The organism is Tumebacillus lipolyticus, assembly GCF_042682745.1.
Classification (GTDB): Bacteria; Bacillota; Bacilli; order Tumebacillales; family Tumebacillaceae; genus Tumebacillus_A; species Tumebacillus_A lipolyticus.
In genome coordinates, this window is sequence record NZ_JBHUIO010000002.1 from 718,221 (window position 1) to 743,155 (window position 24,935).

A 24,935-nucleotide genomic window follows, 5' to 3' on the forward strand; every position below is an offset into this window, starting at 1 on the left:
TCTCCGCCTGTAGGCTGTTCAGCTCCTGCAGCTCCAACTGCCCGCGAGCATGCAGCGTGTGATCCCGCCCCTGCGCGATCGTGCTCACTTCAAAATCGATCTGATCTCCGTTCGCATAGAGGTGGATGTACATCTCCTGCTCTTGCTCAACAAAGCGGATCGGCCTGATCCACACCGTGTCGAGCAGGCGACAGACGGCAGCTTCCCCGGCGATCTCGCCAGCTGCGCGCGCCGCTTCCAAGACTGCCACTCCGGGCAGCAATCTCTCGCCCTCGACTTGATGATCCCTGACGAAAAACTCATCTCCGGTCAACTTGGTCACAAACTTTTGCGCGCGCAAGGTCGACACGTTGGTGCCGAGCAGCGGGTGCAAAGCAGCGGCAGATTGGCTGGTGAACACAGCAGCAGCGGCAGGCTTGGCGCCAGGCACCCAATACCTTTCTTTGGCAAACGGATACAGCGGCAGCGAGATGCGCTTTGGCGCGATACTGCCAGCCGGCGGCAACAGCGACCAGTCGATCTCCACGCCAGATGTCCACAGATGTGCCAGCTTGCTCAGTTTTCGCTCTTGCATGATCACTTTGAGGAACTCTTCCCCCTCGCGACCATCGACGAGCACTCCGACCTGCTGTTCTTTCATTCGCACGTGACCGCGATAAAACTCGGGGCTGTTGCCCGCTTGTAGAAACGCCTGCAAGCTGTTTTTCAACTCGGTGAAGTCGCGCGCCAAGAACGCAAGACGCTCCTCCATCGCCTCCCGCCCGACTTGCAGCGTGTGGGCGAGATCGCGCAAGGAGAGCGCGTCAGATGCGTTCAGCCTGACCTGCTTCCTGATCGGCTCCGCTTCCGCTCTCGTCTGCGCCGCAAGATAATCGGCGAGCGCGCGCAAAGAACGGTGCTCCTGATACCAAGCGGCAGACAGTTCTACGCCGATCGAGCGACCGATCTGCTCTGCCAATTCGGTCAACACCATCCGGTCCACTCCGTACTCGCTCCACTCCTCCTCTTGCTCCAGGCTGTCGGCAGGTACGTTCAGCGTGGCCGCCACCAGCGCGACCACCTCTTCGCGCACAGGCGATCGCTCGCTCGCAGGCGCTGGGGTGACCACCGTCTCGATCGTTTCATCTTCGCGAGTCAAGAAGGATAGCAGCTGTTCGGCGCTGGCTGCCAAGCGCTCCGCATTGCGGGCGGAGAGCACGATCAACTGCTGTTCACCCGCATCTTGTGATCGCTCGTCAGCAGCAGGCTGGGCGAACTCCTCAAGGATCAGATGCGCATTCGAGCCTCCCGCTCCGAAGGCGGAGATGCCCGCTCGTCTCGGAATCCGGACTGCTCTGCCCTCGATCAAAACGGTCGGCTGCCTCCACTCGCTCAGTTCCCGCTGCACAGAGAAGGGAGACTGTTCAAACGAGATGTTCGGATTGAGCGTCTCCGAATGCAAAGACGGGACGAGCAGCCGATGTTTCAGCTGGAGGAGCACTTTGGTCAGTCCGGCGATACCAGCTGCCGATTCGAGATGGCCGATGTTCGACTTGACCGAACCGATCGCGCAATAGCCCTTGTCTTGCGTATGCTTGCTGTACGCCCTGATCAGACCGTTGATCTCGATCGGGTCGCCAAGCGAAGTGCCCGTCCCGTGCGCTTCCAAATAGCTGATCGTGCGCGGATCGATCTGCGCTTTTTCCAGCGCTTCCGAAATCAGATCTCCCTGCGCTTTCGGGTTGGGCACCGTGTAGCCGTTCGTCTTGCCACCGTGATTGATCGCCGTCGCTTTGATCACCGCGTAGATTTGATCCCCGTCGGCAATCGCTTTGGACAGCGGCTTGAGCAGCACCGCGCCAACCCCTTCGCCGGGAACGTATCCGTCCCCACCCTCTCCGAAGGAACGGCAGCGCCCATCGCTGGCAGCAAATCTGCCTTGGCTCAGCAGCGTGTATTTGTTCGAATGCACCGTCAAGTTCACACCGCCAGCGATCGCCATCTCGCTTTCGCCGCGATACAAGCTCTCACAGGCGAGATGGATCGAGGTCAGCGAGGAGGAGCACATCGTATCGATGGCGAGGCTCGGGCCGTGGAGGTCGAACGCGTACGACACTCGATTGGCGATCGACGCGTACGAGGAGTTCAGCGCCAACAGATTCCCTTTTAGCGTCTCCTCCGCCCCATAGAGCTGGTAGTGACCGTACATCACGCCGACGAAGACGCCAACTTTGAAAGGGGCCATCCGCTCTCGGGTGTACCCGGCGTCCTCCACCACATGCCAGGCGGTTTCCAAAAACAGGCGCTCCTGCGGGTCCATCACTTCTGCTTCCTTTGGCGAGATGTTGAAGTGAAGCGGATCAAACTTGTCCACATCGTCTAAAAAGCCGCCCCATTTGCTGTACACCTTGCTCCGGTTGGTCTTGTCCGGATCGTAGAGCGGACGGTAATCCCAACGCTCAAGCGGAATCTCGGTGATGCAATCCTTGCCCGATTTTAGCTGCTCCCAAAACTGCTCAAGGTTGCCAGCTTGCGGGTAGCGACCGCTGACGCCGATGATCGCGATGTCCTCCTGGCGAACGCTTGCTTCGCGAGCCGCCGGAGCGGACGGACGCTGATTGAAACGCTCCCGCTGCCGGCGGGTCACCGCCTGTTCCTTCGCGGACGGCAGACTCGCTTCGCGCACAGCCGGTGTGGTCGCTTGCGGAAGGGCGCCGACTCCTGTCAGCTCGATCATCCGCTGCTGGTGGTGCGCCAGAAAGTAATCGGTCAACTGCTCGATCGTCTGGTATTCGAAAAACAGCGTCTTCGTAAGCTCGCCTACCTGCGCTTCTAGCTCGCGCGTCAAAGAGGTGATCATCAGCGAGTCGAGCCCATACTCATCCAGCCCTTGCCGCGAATGGAGTTTGGCGGAGGGGAGCTTGAGCTCTTTGGCGAGAACATCCTTGAGGAACGATTCGGTCTTGGACCGCAGCTCTTCGGTCGGAACTTCTGCCTTCACCTCCGTCTGCGCTGGCGGCGCGATCGAAAGACGAGCTTCCTCCAGTCGCAGCGCCCGCTTGATCTGCCTCACATCTCCTTCGAGCACCATCCAGTTGGTGGAAGAGCTGACCATCCCCGCCATAAACGCGCGCATCCCCGATTCGGTGCGCAGCGGGATCATGCCGTTCGCTCGCGCTAAGAAGGAGACCTGTTCGGCTGATACCCGCATGCCGCCCTCCTGCCAGAGCGGCCAGTTGAAGGAAATCGTTCGGCCAGCATGACCTGACGCTTGCCGCCACTCTGCGAATCGATCCAAAAATCCGTTCGCATAGGCGTAGTCGCTCTGTCCCGCGTTCCCGACGACAGCAGCCGCAGAGGAAAAGAGCACGAACACGTCCAGATCGTCCGCCTGCAGCGCTTCCTGCAGGTACAGAGTGCCGAACAGCTTGGCGGCCAATATTTCTTCCACTTCCTGCTTGCGCTTGTTGCGAACGAGCGCATCGCGGAGCAAGCCGGCCGCGTGCAAGACGCCATCGATGCGTCCAAAGCGCCGTTTGGCCTCCTGTACCAACCGCTGAACATCTTCGCGCCGCGAAACGTCCGCTTGTAAGTACAGCACGTCAGCACCGCATGATTGCAGCTGACGAATGCGCTCCGCCTGCTCCGCATTGAGCGCTGATCGTCCCGTGAGGACGAGCTTGATGCGAGCCTGCTCGACCAGGTGTTGTGCGAAGAGCAACCCGAGGCCACCCGCTCCGCCGGTGATCAGGTACACGCCGCCCTCCTTGAGCCAGTCCGCCTGAGCGGGCACCGCGTCCGCTTCGCAAAGCTGCAAGCGTTTCACCACGCGAACGCCCTGATCAAACCGTAACTCGGCAGTCTGCTCATCGCGATCAGCCCACGCCCAGAGCGCGATGTCTGCCAAGCGCTCCGCCCTTTTTTCCTCCGCCGCAAGCTCCAGCGTCTTGATCAGCAGATTGGGCTGTTCCTGCTGCAGCGTCTTGAGGAAGCTGGCGACTGCCGCCTCATGCGGCAGACCGAGCGAGCAGGCGTAGAGGAATCGAACTTCGGTTGTTAAAAGGTGATCGATCAGCGCTTGTGACAGGAACAGGCAGGAATAGATGCCATAATCCAACTTGTCGTGAAGTTCAGCAGGCTCTGCGCTCACAAGCATGCCCGGTGACCAGTTGTGCAAAATTCGATCCGGCAGCAGATCGAATCGCTTCAGGTGTTCGAACAGCTGATGATAATCTTCCGCCGCCTGTGGGCAGATCTCGTAGGTGTGCCGATCGACCACCTGAAAGGAGTTGCCCGGTCGAACCAACACGACAGGAACGCCCGACAGATCGGGTCGCTTCAACAGCTCGTCTCGCAGCTCTATCCCCCTGTCGAACAGGAGCAGCGGACCGCTCGTCGTCTGAGGCAATGCGGGCAGCTCTGCTGCAAGCGCTTCCCATGCTGTATGCAAGTAGATCGATTGGTGCGAATCCGCTTGCGATCGGTGGAACGCCTTCAGCGAAAAGTCGCGGACGTTCACCGCCACCGCTCCCGTTTCATCGCACAGGCTGATCGCAAACTTTTTCAGCTGGCCTGTCGCCTCGATCTGACGAACATGCGCATACATCACAGGCGAGAGCGGACGCAGAAACACAAGCTCTTCCAGCGCGACGGGGAGATAAAACAGCCCCGACTGCGCCTCGCTTTTGTCCATCAGCGCGACGACCGTCTGAAATGCTCCGTCGAGCAGAGCGGGGTGTAAACGACATTCATCCATACCGGCCGCTGCTGTCGGCAGTTCAAGGCGTGCCAACACTTCTGTCCCGTTGCGGAAGATCTCCTGAACCGCCTGCAGACTTGCGCCATATTGAAAGCCGAGCGAAGCGAACTCCTGATAGAAGGATTTCCCGCTCTGCACTTCCGGGCAGCGAGAGCGAATCTCTGCGATCTGCAGCGGCGCGATCTGTTGCAGCGATGCGCGATCCGCCCAGACCAACGCGCCGCGGGCGTGCAGATCATCCCCTTCGTCAGCGGTCGATCTGATCTCATACTCGACCTCATCCCCTTGTGGGTAGAGGCTGACCTGCAAGTTTTTCGTCGCTTCGGTCAGACGAACAGGCGCTGCCCAGACGATCTTGTTCAGCTTGCAAACACCTTGGCGATTCGGTTGCGCGAGTTCGCCTGCCGCACGTGCCATCTCCAGATAGGCAGCTCCTGGCATCACCATCTGGCCATCGACCACATGGTCGCGCACATACGCATCGTCTTGGCTGAGCTCCTTTTGAAAACTCTGCTCGTCCAACGTGGACACGTTCGCATCGATCATCGGATGCAACGCGTTCAGACGCCGACTCCCCGCGCCGCTCGCCGCCTGTTCCTCTGCGATCGGAATCCAATACCGCTCTTTGCTGAACGGATAGGTCGGCAGCACGACGCGGCGCACAGCAGGGCGCCCCTCCAGGGCTGACCCATCCAGATTCCCTCCGTTCGCCCACCAGCGCGCCAACTCGGCCCAATCCTTTTGCTGCCAAAGGGTGGCAACATCCAGCTCGGTCGTGCGGGCTCCCTCGCGAACGTTTCCGCGATAGAGAGGACATTCGGCCGTCTCTCCCGTCCGGTACGCACGAAGCGCGTCCAACAGTTGCTCTTTGCTCGTGACGACAGCAGCAAAGCGCTCTTCCATCGCCTCGCGCGCAACTTGCAGCGTATAGGCGACATCTGCCAGTTCGATCTGTGGGTCGCGAGCGATGTGCAACGCCAGCTTCCAAGCGTACTCTTTCAGCCGTTGCTCATCTTTGGCAGATAGCAGGATCAGATGCGACTCCTGCTCACGAAACGGCCGATCCTCGACCGCAGCTGGCATGTACTCTTCTACGATCAGGTGTGCATTCGCCCCGCCCGCGCCGAATGACGAGATTCCGGCACGCCGAGGAAGCTCCTGCTCCACACCGTTGCTCACAACAGTCTGCCGCACCCAATCGCTCGATGTTCGCTGGACGAAAAAGGGGGACTTTTCAAACTCCACATTCGGATTGAGCCGCTCCGCATGCAGCGAAGGGGCCAATCGTCCGTGCTTCATCTGCAAAATCACTTTCGTCAGACCGGCGATGCCTGCTGCCGACTCCAGATGGCCGATGTTCGACTTGGCCGAGCCGACCGCGCAAAATTGCAGATCGTCCGTATGTTCTCGAAACGCCTTGGTCAGCCCGTTCACCTCGATCGGATCGCCGAGCGAGGTGCCCGTCCCATGCGCTTCCAGGTAGGTGATCGTCCGCGCGTCAACGTTTGCCTGCCGCAGCGATTCGGTGATCAGGTCAGCCTGCGCTTTGGGTGAAGGAACGGTGTAGCCGTTCGTGTTCCCGCCATGGTTGAGCGCGCTGCCTTTGATCACGCCATAGATGTTGTCGCCGTCTGCCACCGCTTGGCGCAGCGGTTTGAGCAGCACAGCCCCCACCCCTTCGCCCGGCACAAAGCCGTCACCGTCAGCGCCAAAGCTGTGGCACTTTCCGGTGGGCGAGAGCATGCGCATGTGGCAGAGCGCCACATAGCGAGACGGGTGCAGATAGAGGTTCACACCGCCGGCGATCGCCGTCTGACACTCTCCTCTTCGCAAGCTCTCACAGGCGAGATGAATCGCCGTCAGCGAGGAGGAGCAAGCAGTGTCGATCGGCATGCTCGGCCCGTGCAGATTGAAAGCGTAGGAGACGCGATTGGCGATCGACCACGGGAAGGAGTTCGGAAATACGACATTTCCTTTCCGCCACTCCTCCGGCCCGAACAGCAGGTAGGTGTTGGTCGTCACGCCGACGAAAACGCCCACGTTCGCACGACCATCCTGCTGCAGTCGCTTTCGCGTGTAGCCAGCATCTTCCATCGCCGACCAAGCGACCTCTAAGAAGAGGCGTTCCTGCGGGTCCATCGTCTCCGCTTCCTTGGGCGAGATGTTGAAGAACAGCGGGTCGAATTTGTCCGCATCTTCCAGAAAGCCGCCCCACTTGCTGTACATCTTGCCGAACTTCGACTGCTCCGGGTCGGGATCATAATAGCGCGACACATCCCAACGGCTCGCCGGCACTTCTGTGATGCAATCTTTCCCCTGCTGCAAATTTTGCCAAAACTCGTGCAGGTCGCTCGCCATCGGATAGCGTCCGCTGATCCCGATGATCGCGATCTCTTCCTGTTCGATCTTGCCCGCGCCGAAGGAAGCAAACGGCTCCAGCTGCTCTTCCAGCGGTCGCAGTTCGCCCCATTCAACGTCTGACCAGAGCGACCGTTCCACTTTTGCTTCAGACGCTTGTTTGCGGCCGAGCCCCAACCCTTTGATCAGCTCCTGCTCATGCTGCTTCAGCATGGTCTCGGTCAGCTCGTTCAAAGTCTGCGACTCGAACAACAGCGTTTTGGAGAGCGGGCCGAAGCGCGCTTCCGCCTTCACGTTGAACTGATGGATCATGATCGAGTTGATCCCGTAGTCCTGGAAAGAGGCGTCCTGATCGAGCTTGTCCGGCTGTATTTTTAAGATCTCTGCAAACAGCTCGCGCAGGAACTGCTCGGTTCGCTCTTTCACCAGCTCGCTGTCCACTCGACTTGGCGCTTCCGCCTTCGACGCGACTGACGGCCGATCGGCGGGCAGAAGCCACCGCTCAATCTTGTCGCTCTGCCCGTAGCTGACGATCAGGTGAGGACTTGCTGTCTGCAGGGCGGATTCCCAAGCTTGCAACCCAGCAGCGGTGGGCAATGGATGCAACCCGGTCCGCTCCTCGCGCAGAGCTCGTTCCTCTTCGTCGATCTGCATGCCACCCGCTTCCCAGAGCGGCCAACCGATCGCGACCGTCTTGCCAGCGCGCGGCTGTCCTTGACGCCAGGCTGCAAATCGATCGAGAAAGCTGTTCGCGTAGGCGTAATCGCACTGTCCGACATTCCCCGTAGTGCCGGCGATCGAAGAGAACAGGGCAAAAAAGTCGAGCTGCTCGTCAGCGGTGGCTAGGTCGAGCTGGATCGCGCCATGCACTTTCGGCAAGAGCACCGCTTTCAGATCCGCCTCTGTCTTCTGCAAGAAAAAGCGATCCTTGAGGACGCCTGCGCTGTGAATCACGCCATGCAGTGCGGCAAACCGCTCGTGCGCGGCTGCGACCAGCGCCTCCACATCCTCTTTTTTGGCCACATCTGCTGGCAGATAGATCGCCTCAGCACCGGCAGCTTCCAGCGCCTGCAGCGCGTTTTGACGCTCCTCATCCAGCGGGGAACGGCCTGTCAGCACCAGCTTCGCTTGGTAGCGCTCCGCCAGATAGTTGGCGAAGAGCAGACCGAGACCGCCGAGACCGCCAGTGATCAGGTATACGCCCTGTTTCCGCAACGGAAGTTCGGTATGCACCGGCGCGACGTCGCTCAGGATTTGCAGCCGTCGCACATACTGCTGACCTGCCACTTCGCACACTTCGAATTCCTCGTCCCGCCATGTGGTCAGCTCGCGCATCACCGAGTCTGCCTCAGCAGCAACAGCCTCGCCGCGAAGTTCGAGCGTTTTCAGCTGCAAAAAGCCAGTTTCCTGCGCAATCGTCTTGGAAAAGGCGCTGATCGCCGCTTCCACCGGCTGCTCGTCCGCTGCTGCGCTCTGGTACACATGCAAGATGCGGATCGACTCGCGCGCTTTCAGCCTGCAGAGCGCTTGGCAAAGGTGGAACAGCGCATAAATGCTGCGCGTCAGCTTCTCCTCAACCACATCGTTCGTCAGGGAACGGCCAGGCCGGGACCAGCGAAACACGATGCGGTTTGGCTGAACGCCTGCCGCCTGCAGCTCGGCGAACAGCTTTTGATAGTCATCAGCCCGCTCGGGGCGCAGCTCATATACACCGCCGCTTCGCTTGCGAAACCGGCTGCCAGGCTTGATCAGAAGGACTTCCTCCTGCTGCTGCAAACGATCGCGCAGCGTTTCCTCCACGTCGAAGAGGAGCAGGGGGCCGGAAGTGACGACGCTCGTCTCACGATCGTCTGCGTCTCGCTTCTCCCATACCGTTTTGGCATACACATGTCTGATGTCGACAGGTTGGGGGTCCAAGATCTGCTGGTTTCCAACCCCCTCCAGAATGTTTGTCCTGCTCAGGTCTTTCATCGAACTCCCCCCGCCAATCTCTTGACATCTATTTCAATCGCAACTCTCCTCAGCTGAGGACAGCTCTTTGTTTACATCCTTGCATGCTCGCCACCGTGTGGCCCGCTTCATCGAGCAGTTGGAGGTGAGCAGATGCGCCTGTGCCGATCACGCGCACATAACAGGAAGCTCCTGCCGCACCCAGCAGATCGAACCGCTCGACTTCCTGCGGCAACAGAATGTTCCCCAAAGCAGTCTCCTGCTCAGGCAGCCCCCAGGCTGCTTGGAGCGCGCCGTCGGCCAGCAGCGCATGAAGTCCGTAGGCAGCAGCATCAGCTCGATGTGCGCTCGGTATCTCCAAACGCGCTACCGAATATCCATCACCTGCAAACCATTCTTGAATCGTGTGAAACTGTGCTGGCACGCGCTGCTCGTCACCAAACCAACGGCGGTACCACTCCGCTCCGGAGAGGCGCACCGTAGCTCGCCGGATCAGATCCTGCACATCCACTCGCGCCATCTCGCCGGGTGTCTCCCCCGCTGCTGTCAACAGGATCGTTCCTTGACAGTGGATGGTGCGCGGCTCCCCTTCCGACTCTGTGCTGACCTCAAACCTCATCATCGTATCTGCCGGATAGAGCTGAATCTGAAGCTCGCAGGGGAGCTTGAGCGGCGACATCGGTCGCGACCAGACGACCTGTTCCAACCTGTGCACGGCGCGTTCGCCCGCCAGCTCTCCAGCCGCCCGCGCGACCTCCAGGAACATCGCACCTGGAAGCATCGGCGCAAAGAGGAGATGCTTGGCCAGATAGTATTCGTCGCCAACGAGGCGGGTGCTGTACTTCAGAGCGCGCACCGTCGAGGTGTTCCGCTCGATCAGCGGATGCAGTCGCTGAACCGCCCCGCCGCGAAGGGTGAGATCGCCAGAAGCCGCACTTTGCACAGCCCAATAGCGCTCTTTGGCGAACGGATAGGTGGGCAGCGTCATCCGAGGTGCTTTCGCTCCTTCGTGGAGCAGCTCCCAATCGATGCTGATGCCGCTCACCCAAAATTGAGCGATCTTTCCCATCTGGCGATCCTGCATGATCATCCGTAAAAACTCTCGACCGGCACGCCCTTCGATCATGCGCTCAAACTTCTCTTTGTTTGAGCGCACATTGCCTTGATAAACTCGCTCTAACTCTCGTTCCCCTTGCAGGAATCGCCCCATCAGGTCGATCAGCTCGGGGATTTCCGAGACGACGAACGCCACTCGCTCGCTCATCTCCTCACGCCCTGTTTGCAGCGTGTAGGCGAGTGCGCTGATCGCTCGCTGCTCCTCCCTCTGCTGCTCAAGGTGAGAGATCATTTTCCGCACATACTCGTTCAGCCGCTCGGCGTTCTTCGCCGAGAGGATGATCACCTGCTCGCTCCGTGACGCCCGTTCGTTCACAGGCGCCTGCACAAACTCTTCGAGCAGGATGTGCGCGTTCGCTCCGCCCGCGCCAAAAGAGCTGACTCCAGCTCGACGCGGGTGCGACACCTCCACGCCGTCCTGCACGAGCACCGGCGCTTTCCACTCCTGCAACTCCCGCTGAACATAAAAGGGCGAATTGACAAATGAGATATGCGGGTTTAGCTGCTCGCTGTGCAGCGACGGCACCAGTTGGCGATGTTTCATCTGCAGGATCACTTTGGCGATGCCCGCAACGCCCGCTGCCGACTCCAGATGTCCGATGTTCGATTTGGCAGATCCGATGGCGCAAAACTGCCGATCCGGCGTATGCTCCGCAAATGCTTTCATCAGACCGGTGATCTCGATCGGATCGCCGAGCGAAGTGCCTGTGCCATGCGCTTCGATGTAGCTGATCGTCCGCGGGTCGAGGTTGGCTCTTTTGATCGCTTTTGCAATGACGCCCGTCTGTGCAACTGGGTTGGGCACCGTGTACCCGTTCGTCTTCCCACCGTGGTTGACCGCAGTTCCCTTGATCACCGCATGGATGTGATCGCCATCTGCTAACGCTTTTTTCAGCGGTTTCAACAGGACTGCGCCGACGCCCTCACCTGGCACATATCCATCGCCACCCTCGCCGAAGCTGCGGCATCGCCCGTCGCTCGACATAAATTGGCTTGAGCTGAGCAGGATGTATTTGTTCGGATGAATCGTCACGTTCACCCCGCCTGCCACCGCCATCTCGCTCTCGCCGCGATGCAGGCTCTCACAAGCCAGATGGATCGCGGTCAGCGAAGAGGAGCACATCGTGTCAAGCGCGATGCTCGGCCCGTGCCAATTGAAGAAATAGGAGACGCGGTTGGCGATCGAGGCGAAGGACGAACTGAGCGCTGTCACGTTGCCCCTTTGCGACTCCTCCGCACCGAACAGCTGGTAGTGACCGTACATGACGCCCACATAAACGCCAATGTCCGCATGGGACAATCGCTCTTTCGTATATCCGGCGTTCTCAAGCGTCTCCCAGACCGTCTCTAAAAACAGCCGCTCCTGCGGATCGAGCAACTCCGCTTCGCTCGGCGCGATGTTGAAAAACAGCGGGTCGAACTTGTCCACATCGTCGAGGAAGCCGCCCCACTTGCTGTTCGTCTTCCCCGCCTGCTCCTTGTCGGGATCGTAAAAGTCACGGTAGTCCCAGCGATCTTCCGGAACTTCGGTGACACAATCTCTTCCCGACTTCAGATTGTCCCAAAACTCCTCGATGCTGTTCGCCTTCGGGAAGCGTCCGCTGATCCCGATGATCGCAATCTCGTCCGGCTGCGTAGCTGCAGACGGCGAGCTTACAGCCGGAGCGGTGAGGAAACGCGATCTCGCCACCTCGTCGCGTCGCACAGGTGCTGGGATTTCCGGCACAGCGGGCAGCGAGCGCTCGACAGCAGGTGCTACCGTCGGCAGATCGAGGATTTCGACCAGTCGTGCGGCGTGTTGATCGAGAAAATAGTCGGTCAACGCGTCTGCTGTCTGATATTCGAAAAACAGCGTTTTGGACAGCTCGCCGAACTGAAGTTCCAGCGCCTGTGTGAGCTCTACGATCATCACCGAGTCGATCCCGTAGTTCTCCAGCGGCTCCAGCATCTCGATCTCAGACGCCCGAAGTTTCAGCCCGTTGGACAGCACTTCCTTGATCAGCTCGGTAGTCCCCTCGCGCAACAAAGATCGATCGACGCGACTCACGCTTGGGGTGCGATCCGCTTCGGCAGCCGACTCGCTCGCTTGTCGCTGATCGAGCAGCCCGCTCTCCTTCAGATAGCGCCGTACCTTGGCGCGATCTCCCTGCAGCACCATCGATTGGCTCTGGCTTCCCGCGAGCAGTCGTTCAAACACCCGCAGTCCACATGCCGTTTCCAGCGGTTCCACCCCGAAGCTCTGCCGGAGGGATTCGATGCGCGCTTCCGGCAATCTCATGCCGCCCGCTTGCCAATACGGCCAATTCAGGGAGAGCGAGCGCCCCGGTCGATCGCTCGCAGCGCGCAGCTTCACATATTCGTCCATAAAGCGGTTGCCCGTCGCATAATCGCTCTGTCCGACATTGCCGAGCACGGCGGCAAGCGAGGAGAACAGGACGAAAAAGTCGAGCGGCTCCCGCTTCGTCGCCTCATCCAGATAGATCGTGCCGTACAGTTTAGGCGCGACCACCGCATCAAAATCTTGCTTCTGCTTGCGAAGCAGGAGCGAGTCGCGAAGCACGCCTGCGCTGTGAATCACGCCGTGCAGCACGCCGAATTTCGCTTTGACCTGCTCGATCAAACGATCCACATCGCGCTTTTGGCTCACATCCGCTTGCACATAGTGCACATCAGCTCCGAGATCGGACAATCTCCGCAGCTGTTGCTCCTGCTCTGCCCCCCGCTCGGAGCGCCCGCTCAGCACGAGGCGCGCTCGATGCTGGGAAGCTAGATAGTCGGCGAAGATCAGTCCCAGACCGCCCAATCCGCCTGTGATCAAATAGACGCCGCGCTCTTTCAGCGGGAGGTTGTCCACCTCGGCAGTCAGAATTTCCTCCTCCAGCCGATGAACCAACCGCTCACCGCTCTGATAGCGGACCTCCGGTTCGCTTCCGCCCATGCACAGCTCCTGCCAGAGCGCGTCGATCGCCTCGTGTTCCGCGATCGAATCGGCGATCCCCACCGTCTTGCAGAGGAAGCGCGGTTGCTCTTGATGCCACGTTTTGGCAAAGCTGCCGACTGCCGTATCGATCGCTTCGACTGTCTGCTCGGTCGTGCCGAGCGGATAGACGAACAGCAGCGGTAGCGGGTGCCGATCGGGATGTTGTTGCAACGCTTGGCTCAGGAGGAACAGCGAGTCGATCCCCGCCTCGATCTCCCGGGAGAACGAGACTTGCTCATCCGATCCAACTCCCCGACGAAAGCGATGCACGATCGCACATGGCGGTTGATGATCATCTGTCACGCTCTGCAAGAGCTGTCGATAGTCCTGTTCGCACGTCAGATCGATCACATAACGATCTGCTGCCAACCGAGCAAACGAGTTGCCAGGTACCACAGTGACGACCGTTCTGCCGCACGTTGCCGCCCAGCTCGCACTCGCCCTGTCATCCTGATCGAACAACAGCAACGGCCCTTCGGACAGCTCGACCGTCCGTTTTGGTTCGGTCGACAGCCTTTCAGGTTTCCAGATCGAACGATAGCAAGCGATCAGCTCCTGCTCTGCGGTGGCAGCCGCTTGCAGCGCACCTTCTTGCAGAACAGGTTGGGACTGTTTTCCGCCGCGAAGCGAAAGCCCTCTCATCGCCAGCAGCAGGCGGCCCGACGGGTCGAGCAGTCGAAGATCGAACGTTCGCACGGGCGCTCCTTGCTCCGTCTGCTGATCTGCCGGGCAGACCAGCGCATAGCAGACGCTCGTCAGCGGATGAAAGAGCTCGATCTCCTGCAAAGCGAACGGAAGGTAGTCATAGGGGCCGGTCAACAGGCTGATCGTCTGGAGCATGCCGTCGAGCAATATCGGATGCAGCCCATACTCGTCAAAGCTGTGCTGCAGTTCTGCCGGCACTTCCAATCGAGCGAGCGCCTCGTTCTCTCCACCCCACAGCTGCTGGACAGGTCGCATGCTTCGGCCGTACTGCAACCCTTTCCCCGCTAAGCCTTGGTAAAATTGCTCGACGCTGATCGTGGAGCGATTGCGCATTTGCACATCGGCCAGATTCACGCGATCAGCCTGCGCAGGCTGATCGCTCAGCTCCGCGTAGACCAGCGTGCCTTGCGCGTGGATCGTCACGGCGCTTTCGCTCTGCCGTGTCGTCACCTCGTAAGCCACCCCTCCCGCTTGCGGATAGAGGGAGATGTGCATCTCACGAGCGTCCTCCCGCAAGGTCAGCGGGTGCAGCCAGACGTTCCCTGTCAGCTTGATCACGCTGTGGTTGCGCCTTGCAAACTCACCTGCTGCCCGCGCCAGCTCCAAATAGACAACGCCCGGTAGAACAGGATTTCCCTGCAACAGATGATCGCGCAGATAGAAGTCGTCCGCGTGAAAGCGCTTCTGAAAGCATTGCTCTTCCAGCGTCGACTCGTTCGTATCGATCAGCGGGTGCAAAGCGATCGTTTGAACTCGCTCCGCTCTGCCTGTCGCACGAGGTTCCACCCAATATCGCTCCTCAGCAAACGGATACCCTGGCAGCGAGAGGCGCGGCAGGATCGGCCGCTCCTGCAACAAGCTCCAGTCGATCTCCAGACCGTCCACCCACAATTGAGCGATCGTGCTGAGCTTCCGATTTTGCACCAGCCGGCGAAAGTATTCGCTGCCTTCCTCATCCTGAACCACCAAAGCGGAGTTGCTTCGGTTGCCTTTCAGATTGCCGCGGAATACCTCATGACAGTTGTCCGGCTCGCGGCTGAACTGCTCCAGCAGTCTGATCGCTTGCTCCAGATCGGAAGCGACAAACGCGATGCGCGCTTCCATCTCCTCTCGACCAACCTGCAGCGTCTGCGCGAGGGCAGCCAACGACAGCTCGTTGTTTTGGGCTAAGAAGCGGGCGAGGGCTGCTGCTGACTCCCGAAGCCGCTCCTCCCGCTTGGCGGACAGCACCAGCAGGTGCGGGCCTCGTTCCGCTTCCACTTCCACCTGCCGCTCTTGCAGATACTCCTCCACGATCAGGTGCGCGTTCGATCCGCCCGCCCCGAATGACGAGATGCCCGCCCTTCTCGGCACTTCGACCTCTCGTCCGCTCTCCGCTCGCTTCAGCCGCTTCCATTCGCTCAGCTCTCGTTGCACGTAAAAGGGCGTTTCCGCAAACGGAATGTGCGGGTTTTCCGGCTCCGCATGCAGCGAGGGCACCAGCTGACCATGCTTCATCTGCAACAGCACTTTGGTCAACCCAGCGATCCCCGCCGCCGATTCCAGATGCCCGATGTTCGACTTCACCGAGCCGATCGCGCAGTATTGCCGCTCCTGCTCTTCACCGAACGCCTTCTGCAGCCCGGTGATCTCGATCGGATCGCCGAGCGAGGTTCCCGTTCCGTGCGCTTCGATGTAGCTGATCGTCTGCGGGTCGAGGTTCGCCCGCTTCAGCACCTCGGCGATCAGCTCCCCTTGCGCATTCGGGTTGGGCACCGTGTACCCGTTGGTCTTGCCACCGTGGTTGACCGCCGTCGCCTTGATCACCGCGTAAATGCGATCGCCATCCGCTTTCGCTTGCGCCAGCGGCTTGAGCAGCACCGCGCCGACGCCTTCGCCTGGCACATAGCCATCGCCGCCCTCGCCAAACGCCCGACAGCGCCCGTCGGACGAGGCGAACTTGCCTTGGGCCAGCTGCAAATATTTGTTCGGGTGGATCGTCAGGTTGACACCGCCTGCCACCGCCAGCTTGCTCTCCCCTTTGCGCAAGGAGTCGCAGGCCAGATGAATGGCGGTCAGCGAGGAAGAGCACATCGTATCCAGCGCCAAGCTCGGCCCGTTCAGATTGAACGTATAGGACACCCGGTTGGCGATCGAGGCATAGGAGGAGTTCGGCACGATCACCTGCCCATCCGATTCGCCCTGATAGAGCTGATACTGCCCCCACATCACCCCGACGAAGACGCCGACGTTCAGCTCTTTCAATCGCGGTCTGGTGTAGTTCGCATCCTCAAACAGGTGCCACACCGTCTGCAGGAAAAGGCGCTCCTGCGGGTCTAACAATTCGGCTTCCCGCGGTGAGATGTTGAAGAAGAGCGGGTCAAACTTATCGACATCGTCGAGGAACCCGCCCCACTTGCTGTAGGTCTTGCCCTTTCGCCCTTTGTCCGGGTCAAAATAGTCGCGGTGATCCCATCGCTCAGCCGGAACTTCGGTGATGCAGTCTCGCCCGCTGCGCAGATTTTCCCAAAACTGATCGAGCGTTCGCGCTTGCGGATAGCGTCCGCTCAACCCGATGATCGCGATCTCGTCAGTTGCCAGCGCAACCGCGCTCTGTTCTCCTTCCACAAGACGCGTTGCCCTTGACAAGTTTCTAGGAGCCAAGTTTCTGGTAGACGAGTTCCGCAACTGCGGAGTCGATTTGCGATCGAGCGCAGCGGATGGCAAACGCTTCTGCACTCCCAGCTCGCGCAACAGTTGCTCGCCATGATGCTTTTGCAAATAGCCGGCCAGTTCAGAAATGGTCTGGTACTCAAAAAAGAGCGTCTTCGAGAGCGTGCCGAACTGTTTCTCCAGCTCTCGGGTCAGCGTCATGATCATTACCGAGTCGAGACCGTAATTCTCCAGCGGTTCCTGCGACTGCAAGCGAGCAGCAGTCAATTCGAGCTCACCGGCAAAAAGCTCTTTTAAGAAAGCTTCTGTCAGCGCACGCAGTTCCTGCTCATGAACTGGGCTCAGCTCCGCATGCTCTGCCTCGCGGGTCACAGGTGTCGGCGACTTCCATTCGAACGCTTGGCGGATGGAACTGGCATCCCCTGCGGTGACCACCAGCTGAGAGCAGCTCCCCGCCAATCCAGCTGCGAAAGCGCTCCACCCGTTCTCCGTCTGCAGCGGCACGAGACCGAGCGTTGCCCGCAAGCTCTGCTCTACGCTCGGCGAGACTTGCATGCCACCCGCTTGCCACAACGGCCAATTGAACGACAGTGTCCGACCTGGCGATCTCCGATTCGCTCGCACTTCGGCATAGCGATCCATAAAGCAGTTCGCATACGCGTAGTCGCTCTGCCCGATGTTGCCGATCGCCGAAGCGAGCGAAGAGAAGAGCACAAAAAAGTCGAGCGGCTCCGACTGTGTCGCCAGATCTAAGTTCACCGTGCCGAACACTTTTGGCGCTATCACCTGCGCCCAGTCCTCGGCCGTCTTGTTCAGCAACAGGGAATCTCTGATCACACCTGCGCTATGGATCACGCCGTGAACCTCACCAAAGCGAGCTTTCGCCTCGCCAACCCATCTGTCAACATCTTCACGGGAAGTCACATCCCCGCGCAGATACAGCACGTCAGCGCCGAGCGCTTCCAGCATCTTCAACCTTTTGGCGATCTGGTCATCAGCTGCTGAGCGCCCGGTCAGCACCAGCTTGGCCTGACATTGACGTGCCAGCAGCTCGGCAAACAGCAGCCCTAGGCCTCCTGCGCCTCCGCTGATCAGGTACACGCCTCGCTCCCGCAACAGGGTTCCTGATGCTGCTGTCGGCAGAGGTGCCGCCTCTTGCAGACGCTTGCAGAACCTCTGACCGCCTTCATAGCGAATCTCGACATCTCCGTCGGGCGACGCGTTCGCTTCCGCCAGCAGATGATCGATCCAATCGGCTGTGGTCAGGTCGAGCTCGACCGCCTTGCACACCAGCTGCGGGTGTTCCAGTCGCAGCGTCCGCGCAAATCCGCTCACAGCCGACTGCAAAGCGAAAGCGGTGTTCGATCGGGCTGCTGTCGGATGGGCGAAGAGCAGTTGAACTTCCTTGTCCAGCTTCTGTTCCAAGCAGGCACGGCTGAGGTGAAACAGCGCCAGTATCCCCTGCTCCATCTGGCTTTGCAGGTCGTCTGCGCTCAGTTGCGACCAGAGATGAAGCACAAGGTCTGGCTTCACCTCTTTGAACAGCGTTCGATACGCCTCAGCAGAGGCAGGGTCGATCACGTACTGGTGATCGCTCCGCTGTTCAAAGCTCTTCCCCTGTTGCACCAGCACGACCTGCACGTCCCGTCCGAGCCGCTCTCGTACAGACAGGCGGATCTCCTCGCTGTGAGCAAACAGCAAGAGGGTCTGAGCGCTTTCGCTCGGTTTCACCTCGCGGCGGATCGGCTCTGCAGCCACCCATTCGCTCTGGAAGTAGAGGAGCTGATCCTCGTCTTGGTCTGCGCGTTGGCCTTGCTGATCAAGGCGCGCCGCTGCAAACAGCTTCCAGCCTTCCTCAGGTGTGATCTGCTGTTTTTGAATTTGCTCGAAGATATCTTGGTAACTCCGCTTCTCGCTCCTCATGCGTTCCCCACCAACCTTTGCAGATCGTCGATCTCGATGTCTCCGCTTTGTAGTTTGTAAAAAAGGTCGATGATCTCTTGTCGTCGCGGCCCTTCCTGTTTCATCACCCTCTGCGTAAAGTCATTGATTCGCACCAACTGGTTCCCCTGTTCGTCTGCCAGCACGATCGTAAATTTTTGAACGCGATCCTCAAGCGCTGACGTGCGAACCGCATAGGCAAAACAGCGCTGCGGAAGCGGTCGGTACACGATGAGCTCGCCGATCGAATAGGGCACGACCGACTCGCGAGAATCGAGCAGTCCGATGACCGTCTGCAACGCGCCATCGAGCAGAGACGGGTGCAGCAGATAGTGATCCGCTTCTTGTGCTGCCGAGTCTGGCAAGCAAATTTCGGCGAGCGCCGACTTTCCATCGCCGCTCCACTCGCGGATGCTCCGAAAGCTCGGGCCGTACGCGTAGCCCATCTGCTCAAACTCCTGATAGCATTGCGCAGCTCCTTTTAACCCAGACAAGCTCTCGCGGATGGCGCTCAGCTGCAGCTGCTCCGGAATTCGCGAATCGTCCGCCTCAAACTTGAGCGCACCTTGTGCGTGCAGCGTCACCTCGCCACCCTCGTGCTCCGAGTACACTTCGTAGCCGATCTGCTCACCGTCCTGATACAGGCAGATGTGCACCTCTCGCTCCTCAGTCGACGTGTCGATCGGATGCGCCCAGACCGCCTGCTCGATCTGACGAACTGGCCGTTCAGCCGCCAGTTCGCCAGCTGCTCGCGCCATTTCCAGATAGGCTGCAGCAGGCAAGATCTGCGCCCCGTCGATTCGGTGATCCTGCAGATAGAACTCAGCTCCGGTCAATCTGGTGCTGAACTTCTGCATTTGCAGCGTCGATGTGTTTCGCTCGACCAGCGGATGCAGACGCGCTGCCAAAAGAGGACGATCCGCTCCTGCAGCGCTTGCTGAAGCACTCGAATTGGGCACCCAATAGCGCTCTTTCGCAAACGGATAGATCGGCAGCGAGAGACGCTTGGGTCGATCGGTCGCTGCTGTGTACAACAGGCTCCAATCCAAGTTGATGCCGGCGACATAGAGCGTTGCCAGATGTTCGAATCGACCTTCCTGCAGGAGCATCCGCATATAGGCCTCGCCTGCTCGACCCTCGACCAACAGCTCCACCTGATGACGAAGGTCGGCGCCTCCACCGCGATACAGCTGTTCGATCCCCGCTTCACCTGCGAGGAAACGACCCAGCTTTTCGACAAGCTCCTCCACCGAGGAGACGATGAGCGCCAAGCGCTCTTCCATCGCTTCACGCCCGACCTGCAAGGTAAAGGCGATATCGCGCAAGGAAAAGTCGCGGCTCTGCACAGCCTGCAACACAGGTAGCCCTTCTGCCTGGCGGTCGACCCCAGCGCGAATCAGCTCATCCGCCAAAGTTGCCAGCGTGTGATGCTCCAAAAGCGTCCAAGCGGTCGCATCCACCTGAAACTCCTGACCGACAAGGTCGAGCAGGTCGTTCCAGATCAGGCGATCCATCCCGTACTCGGTCAGCAGGATCGAAGCGTCCAGATCCTCCACCTTCACCTGTAGCAACTTGGAGGCGATGCTAAGCAGCGACTGCTCCACCTGTCGAGTCTGCGCCACCCGGCTATTGGCGCGCGGGAGGAGCGGTCGATCCGCATCGCTGCCGAGGAACTTGAGCATCTGCTCCGCGTATGCTTTCAGGCGCTCTTCATTGCGGGCTGACAGCAGGATCAATTGCGCTTCTTCCCCAGAAGCTTTTGGATCAGAGAAACGCTCGCTCGCTTGAAATTCTTCCAAGATCACATGAGCGTTCGAGCCGCCCGCTCCAAACGAGGAGACGCCCGCCCGACGCGGGGCGATGGAGCGCACCCCATTTGCTTCGAGCACCGGTCGCTTCCATTCGGCAAGCTCCTGCTGCACATAAAAAGGAGATCGCTCGAAGTCGATGTGCGGGTTGAGCCGCTCCGCATGCAGGGATGGAACCAACCGCTCGTGCTTCATCTGCAACAGCACTTTGGTGATCCCAGCAATACCAGCAGCCGATTCCAGATGACCGATGTTCGATTTGACCGAACCGATCGCACAGAATTGCAAATCTTTCGTCCGCTCTCCGAACGCTCGCATCAACCCGGTGATCTCGATCGGGTCTCCGAGCGCCGTCCCCGTTCCATGCGCTTCGAGGTAGGAGATCGAGCGCGGATCGATCTGCGCTCTCTCCAGCGCCTTGGCGATCAATCGCCCTTGCGCTTGCGGGCTGGGCACCGTATACCCGTTGGTCTTGCCCCCATGATTGAGCGAGGTCGCTTTGATCACCCCATAGATCTGATCTCCGTCCTCGATCGCTCGATGCAGCGGTTTTAACAGCACCGCCCCGACTCCCTCGCCAGGCACATATCCATCCCCTCCCTCACCGAAGCTCCTGCACCGACCATCGGTGGAGGAAAACTTGCCTTGGGAGAGCAGGATGTATTTGTTCGGATGAATCGAGACGTTGACGCCGCCGGCGAGCGCCAGATCGCTCTCCCCTTTGCGAATCGAGTCACAGGCGAGATGGATGGCGGTCAGCGATGACGAACACATCGTGTCGACCGCCATGCTCGGCCCGTGCAAGTTCAGGCTGTAGGAAACGCGGTTGGCGATGGTGGCAGAAGAGGAGTTGAGGGCGATCACGTTCCCTTTTAACGATTCTTCCGCACCGTATAGTTGATAATGGCCGTACATGACCCCGACGAACACACCGACCGCGGTGTCTTGCAAGGCGGTCTTGGTGTAGCCAGCATCCTCGAACGCATGCCATGCCGTCTGCAAAAACAGCCGCTCCTGCGGATCCATCAGCGCCGCTTCTTTCGGGGAGATGTGAAAGAAGAGTGGGTCGAACTTATCGACATCGGAGATAAATCCGCCCCATTTGCTGTAGCACTTTCCTTTTCGATTTCGATCTGGATCAAAATAGATCGAATGATCCCATCGCTCGCTGGGAATCTCGGTGATCGAGTCCTTTCCCGCTTGCAGATTCGCCCAGAACTCCGCTAGATTTCGCGCTTCTGGGTATTGACCGCTCAGCCCGATGATCGCGATCTCCATCTGCTGCTCTCGTTCAGGAGTTGACGATCCTGATCGAGACTGCAACGGGCGACGCACATTTTTTCGCCGCTCGCGATGGAGCGATGTCGGAAGTTCCGCTACCGCCTGTTGCCCAGCTGGCGATGCAGCTTGGGGAACCGCTGCGGTGACAACATTCGCCCGGTTGAACAGCTTGTGCAAGACGTCCTGATGATGGTCGACAAAATAGTGGGATAGCGCTTCGATGTTCTCATACTCAAAAAATAGGGTCTTCGAAAGCGAGCCGAACTGCTGCTCCAACTCTCTTGTCAGCGACATGATCAACACCGAGTCGATCCCGTACGCTTCCAGCGGTTCCTTCGATGCGATCGAGTTCGCCGGGATCTTGGTCAGCTTGGAGAGCACGCTTTTCAGATGATCTTTCGTCGGCTCAAGCAGATCTGCTGCGGGGAGATCGGAGTTTCCTTCGTTCCGCTCTAGCGTCGCGACAGGTTCTGCACGCGGTGCGAACAGATTCCGAATCTGCTCGCCCGCTCCGTGCAAAATGGCCAGTTGGGCGTGCGGGCTCTGCAACGCCGATTCGAATGCAAGCAAACCCTGCTCTTGGCTCATCGGAGTCAAGCCCAACGTGCGGTGCAGGTGCTGCTCCGCCGCGGCATCAAGGCGCATCCCCCCGTCTTGCCACAAGGGCCAATTGAGCGAGAGGCTCTTGCCTGGGCGTCGAGCGTTTGCTCGCCCTGCGGCAAAATGGTCCATAAAACTATTGGCGAACGCATAATCGCTCTGCCCTACATTGCCTGCGACAGCAGTGACGGAAGAAAAGAGCACAAACCAGTCTAACGGCTCATCCTGCGTCACCTCGTCAAGATGGAAGGTGCCATACACTTTTGGCGAGAGGACAGCCTCCCACTCCGCCGCTGTCTTCTTCAGGAGAAACGAATCGCGGATCACTCCTGCCGAGTGGATCACACCATGCAGTTCACCAAATCGCTGTTTCGCCTTCGCGACCAGCTGTTCGACCTGTTTCCGCTCCGCGACATCAGCCTGCACATACAGCACCTCAGCGCCGAGCCGCTCCAAGTCTCGCACTCGCTCCTGCTGCTCTTTACCAAGCGGCGAGCGTCCGGCCAGCACCAGTCGCGCCCGCGCTTGTCGCGCGAGGTAGCTCGCGAACACATGCCCAAGCCCGCCGGCACCGCCTGTGATCAGGTAGACGCCTCGCTCTCGCCAAGCGAGCGCGGAGCGGTCTGCCCCCTGCACTTCCTTCAGGCGTCTAACAGAGCGGACGCCGCTCTCCACTCGCACCTGCACATCCGCGTCGATCGCTGTCAGCTCTGCGAGTGCCATCTCGGCGAGCGCGGACAGGGAGGTGTCGCGAACTGTGACCGCCTTGTAGAGAAAGAGCGGATTTTCCTGACGAATCGTCAGAGCAAAGCTGCCGATCGCGCCCTGTATCGCGTCCTGAAGATCGCACGCATCGACCGAAAGGGAGAGGAGGCGAACCGCATGCGTTCTTTTCTGTTCCATCAGTGCCTGGGTCAGATGAAAGAGCGACAGAGCCCCGTTTGTCAGCATCGACCGGATGTCCGTCCCGCTGTTCGACCAGTGAAACAGGATGTGCGTGACAGGCATTCCTTGCTGCGCAAGCGTTGCGATGAGCTCGCGGAAATCGGCGGGCCGTTCCGGATTCACCTCAAATCGATTGCGATCCAGTTGGCGAAATGCTGACCCCTTTTTTACCACATGCAGCTGCCCAGCAGCTGGAAGGTGCTTGCTGATCTCCGTGCTAAGCGCATCATCCAGCTCGAACAGCAAGATCGAATCTGGCGCTGGTGATCGGTGATCGAGGGCAACCCGCTCCCATTCGGGGTGAAAATACAGCAGATCCCGCTCTCCCTCCATGCGAAGCTCTTCGAGGATGCGAAGCCCTGCGGACGGTGTCAGCCGACCGCTTTGGATCTGCTGCAATGTGTTTCGAATATCCAAACGCACCTGATCTCTCATGATCCTCCCCCCAGCACCTGTTCGACTTCCTGAACACTCAGCTCGCCCCGGCTCAGCTTTTCTAACAGATCGAGCGTGCTGACCTGCCCGACTTTTGCTCGGCCAGCCTTTTGCAGATCGAATGCGCGCACCGACAATCCGGCCAGCACGACCGATTCGTAACCCGCTTCATCGGTCAGCAACACATCATACTTCAGGCCTGAGCTGCCCTGAGCCTTGACATATGCGTAGCCATGTTTAGGCAGCGGTCTGATCAGCCTGACCGCTTCCAGCGCAAACGGAAGATAGACCACCTGTTCCCGCTGGTGCACACGCTCAAGCAGACCGACCGTCGCTTGAAGCGCACCGTCAAGTAGTGCAGGGTGCAACTTGAAATCGGCAAAGTCGGACTGCAAGCCTTCTGGAAGCTTCAATCGCGCGATGCATTCCTGACTGCCAAGCGAAAGTTCCTGAATCGCTCTCATGCTCGGCCCGTAGTCCAAGCCGAGATTTTGCAGCGCCCGATAATACTCATCCGCTCCCAGCCGGACTGTGCATCTCTGTTCGATCGCTTCCAGATCCAAGCGCTGACCGGCAGTGTTCGAGATGCATCTGACCAGCCCTTGCGCATGCAAGGTCGACTCCTGCTCGCCTTCTGACCAAACCTCAAATTCGATCGTTTCGCTTCGCTCATCGCTCGGATACAGGCTGATGTGCACATCCTGCGCTTCTGCTGCCAGCACCGGCCTTGCCCAGACGATCTGTTCCAAGCACACCGCCTGATCAGCTCCAGACAGCTCAGCAGCCGCCCTGCCCATCTCCAAGTAAGCGACGCCAGGCAACATCGGCTGCCCCCCGATCTGATGGTCCTGCAAGAAAAACTCCCGGCCAGTGAAGCGGGTCGTAAATTTTTGCTCGCTGAAGCTTGACGAGTTGCAATCGAGCAGCGGATGCAGTCGATCTGCTGTTCTCACCCGCTCAATCTGCTCGACGATCTCTGCCTGATCGGGAAGCCAGTATCGCTCCTCAACAAACGGATAGGTGGGGAGCGGCAGACATCGATATCGAGCGTCAGCATACAGCGACTCCCCATCCGGTTCGCCACCTGCCAGATAGCGTTCGAGGAGTTCCTCGATCAGATCTGTGCGCTCTCCGCTCCGCTTCGCGCTCGGCAGCCGCTTCGAACGAGACACCTCGCCCAGCTGTTGATGAAGGTCTGCCCAATCTCGAACGAGGAACCCCGTCCGGACCGCATAATGCGTTCTCCTTCTCCACAGCGTATAGGCGATGTCTCCCAGCGCAGGCTGCTCTTGCTCCGCTTCCAGCCACGCGAGCAGATCGACGATTTTTCGGTACAGCGCATCCTCTGTCTTCGCTGACAACGCGATCAAGTGCCGATCGATATTCTGTTCGCCCGACACTACCCTTGTCGTGCTCCCCATCGTCA

4 protein-coding genes (1 of these 4 only partly in view) are annotated in these 24,935 nt (G+C 59.4%); all 4 read right to left on the reverse strand.

Annotation, left to right across the window (positions count from 1 at the left end):
* Tightly spaced (at most 49 nt apart), the 4 genes in view from ACFSOY_RS02660 to ACFSOY_RS02675 form a layout consistent with a single transcriptional unit that may run on beyond the window.
* Window positions 1–9,067: the 5' portion of an SDR family NAD(P)-dependent oxidoreductase gene (locus tag ACFSOY_RS02660; protein WP_386043975.1), read on the reverse strand. Its footprint begins 575 nt before the window's first position; the window shows 9,067 of its 9,642 coding nt (coding positions 1–9,067); it begins with the start codon at window positions 9,065–9,067; its stop codon lies beyond the left edge, outside the window.
* Window positions 9,068–9,116: 49 nt separating this feature from the next.
* Window positions 9,117–18,422, reverse strand: coding sequence for an SDR family NAD(P)-dependent oxidoreductase (locus ACFSOY_RS02665; RefSeq protein WP_386043976.1), 9,306 nt, complete (start codon window positions 18,420–18,422; stop codon window positions 9,117–9,119).
* The gene (locus ACFSOY_RS02670) at window positions 18,419–23,509 is read right to left on the reverse strand and encodes an SDR family NAD(P)-dependent oxidoreductase (protein ID WP_386043977.1); all 5,091 of its coding nucleotides are present in this window, start codon (window positions 23,507–23,509) and stop codon (window positions 18,419–18,421) included. Before ACFSOY_RS02670 ends, ACFSOY_RS02665 begins: the two co-directional genes overlap by 4 nt.
* Window positions 23,506–24,930: a polyketide synthase dehydratase domain-containing protein gene (locus ACFSOY_RS02675; protein WP_386043978.1), complete on the reverse strand. Its 1,425-nt coding sequence runs from the start codon at window positions 24,928–24,930 to the stop codon at window positions 23,506–23,508. The genes ACFSOY_RS02670 and ACFSOY_RS02675 overlap by 4 nt, the downstream gene beginning before the upstream one ends.
* Window positions 24,931–24,935: the final 5 nt, after the last annotated feature.

Excerpts from the sequence above, each read along its gene's own strand:
- ACFSOY_RS02665 (WP_386043976.1), bottom strand. The coding sequence starts at position 18,422 with ATGAGGAGCGAGAAGCGGAGTTACCAAGATATCTTCGAGCAAATTCAA.
- ACFSOY_RS02670 (WP_386043977.1), bottom strand. The coding sequence starts at position 23,509 with ATGAGAGATCAGGTGCGTTTGGATATTCGAAACACATTGCAGCAGATC.
- ACFSOY_RS02675 (WP_386043978.1), bottom strand. The coding sequence starts at position 24,930 with ATGGGGAGCACGACAAGGGTAGTGTCGGGCGAACAGAATATCGATCGG.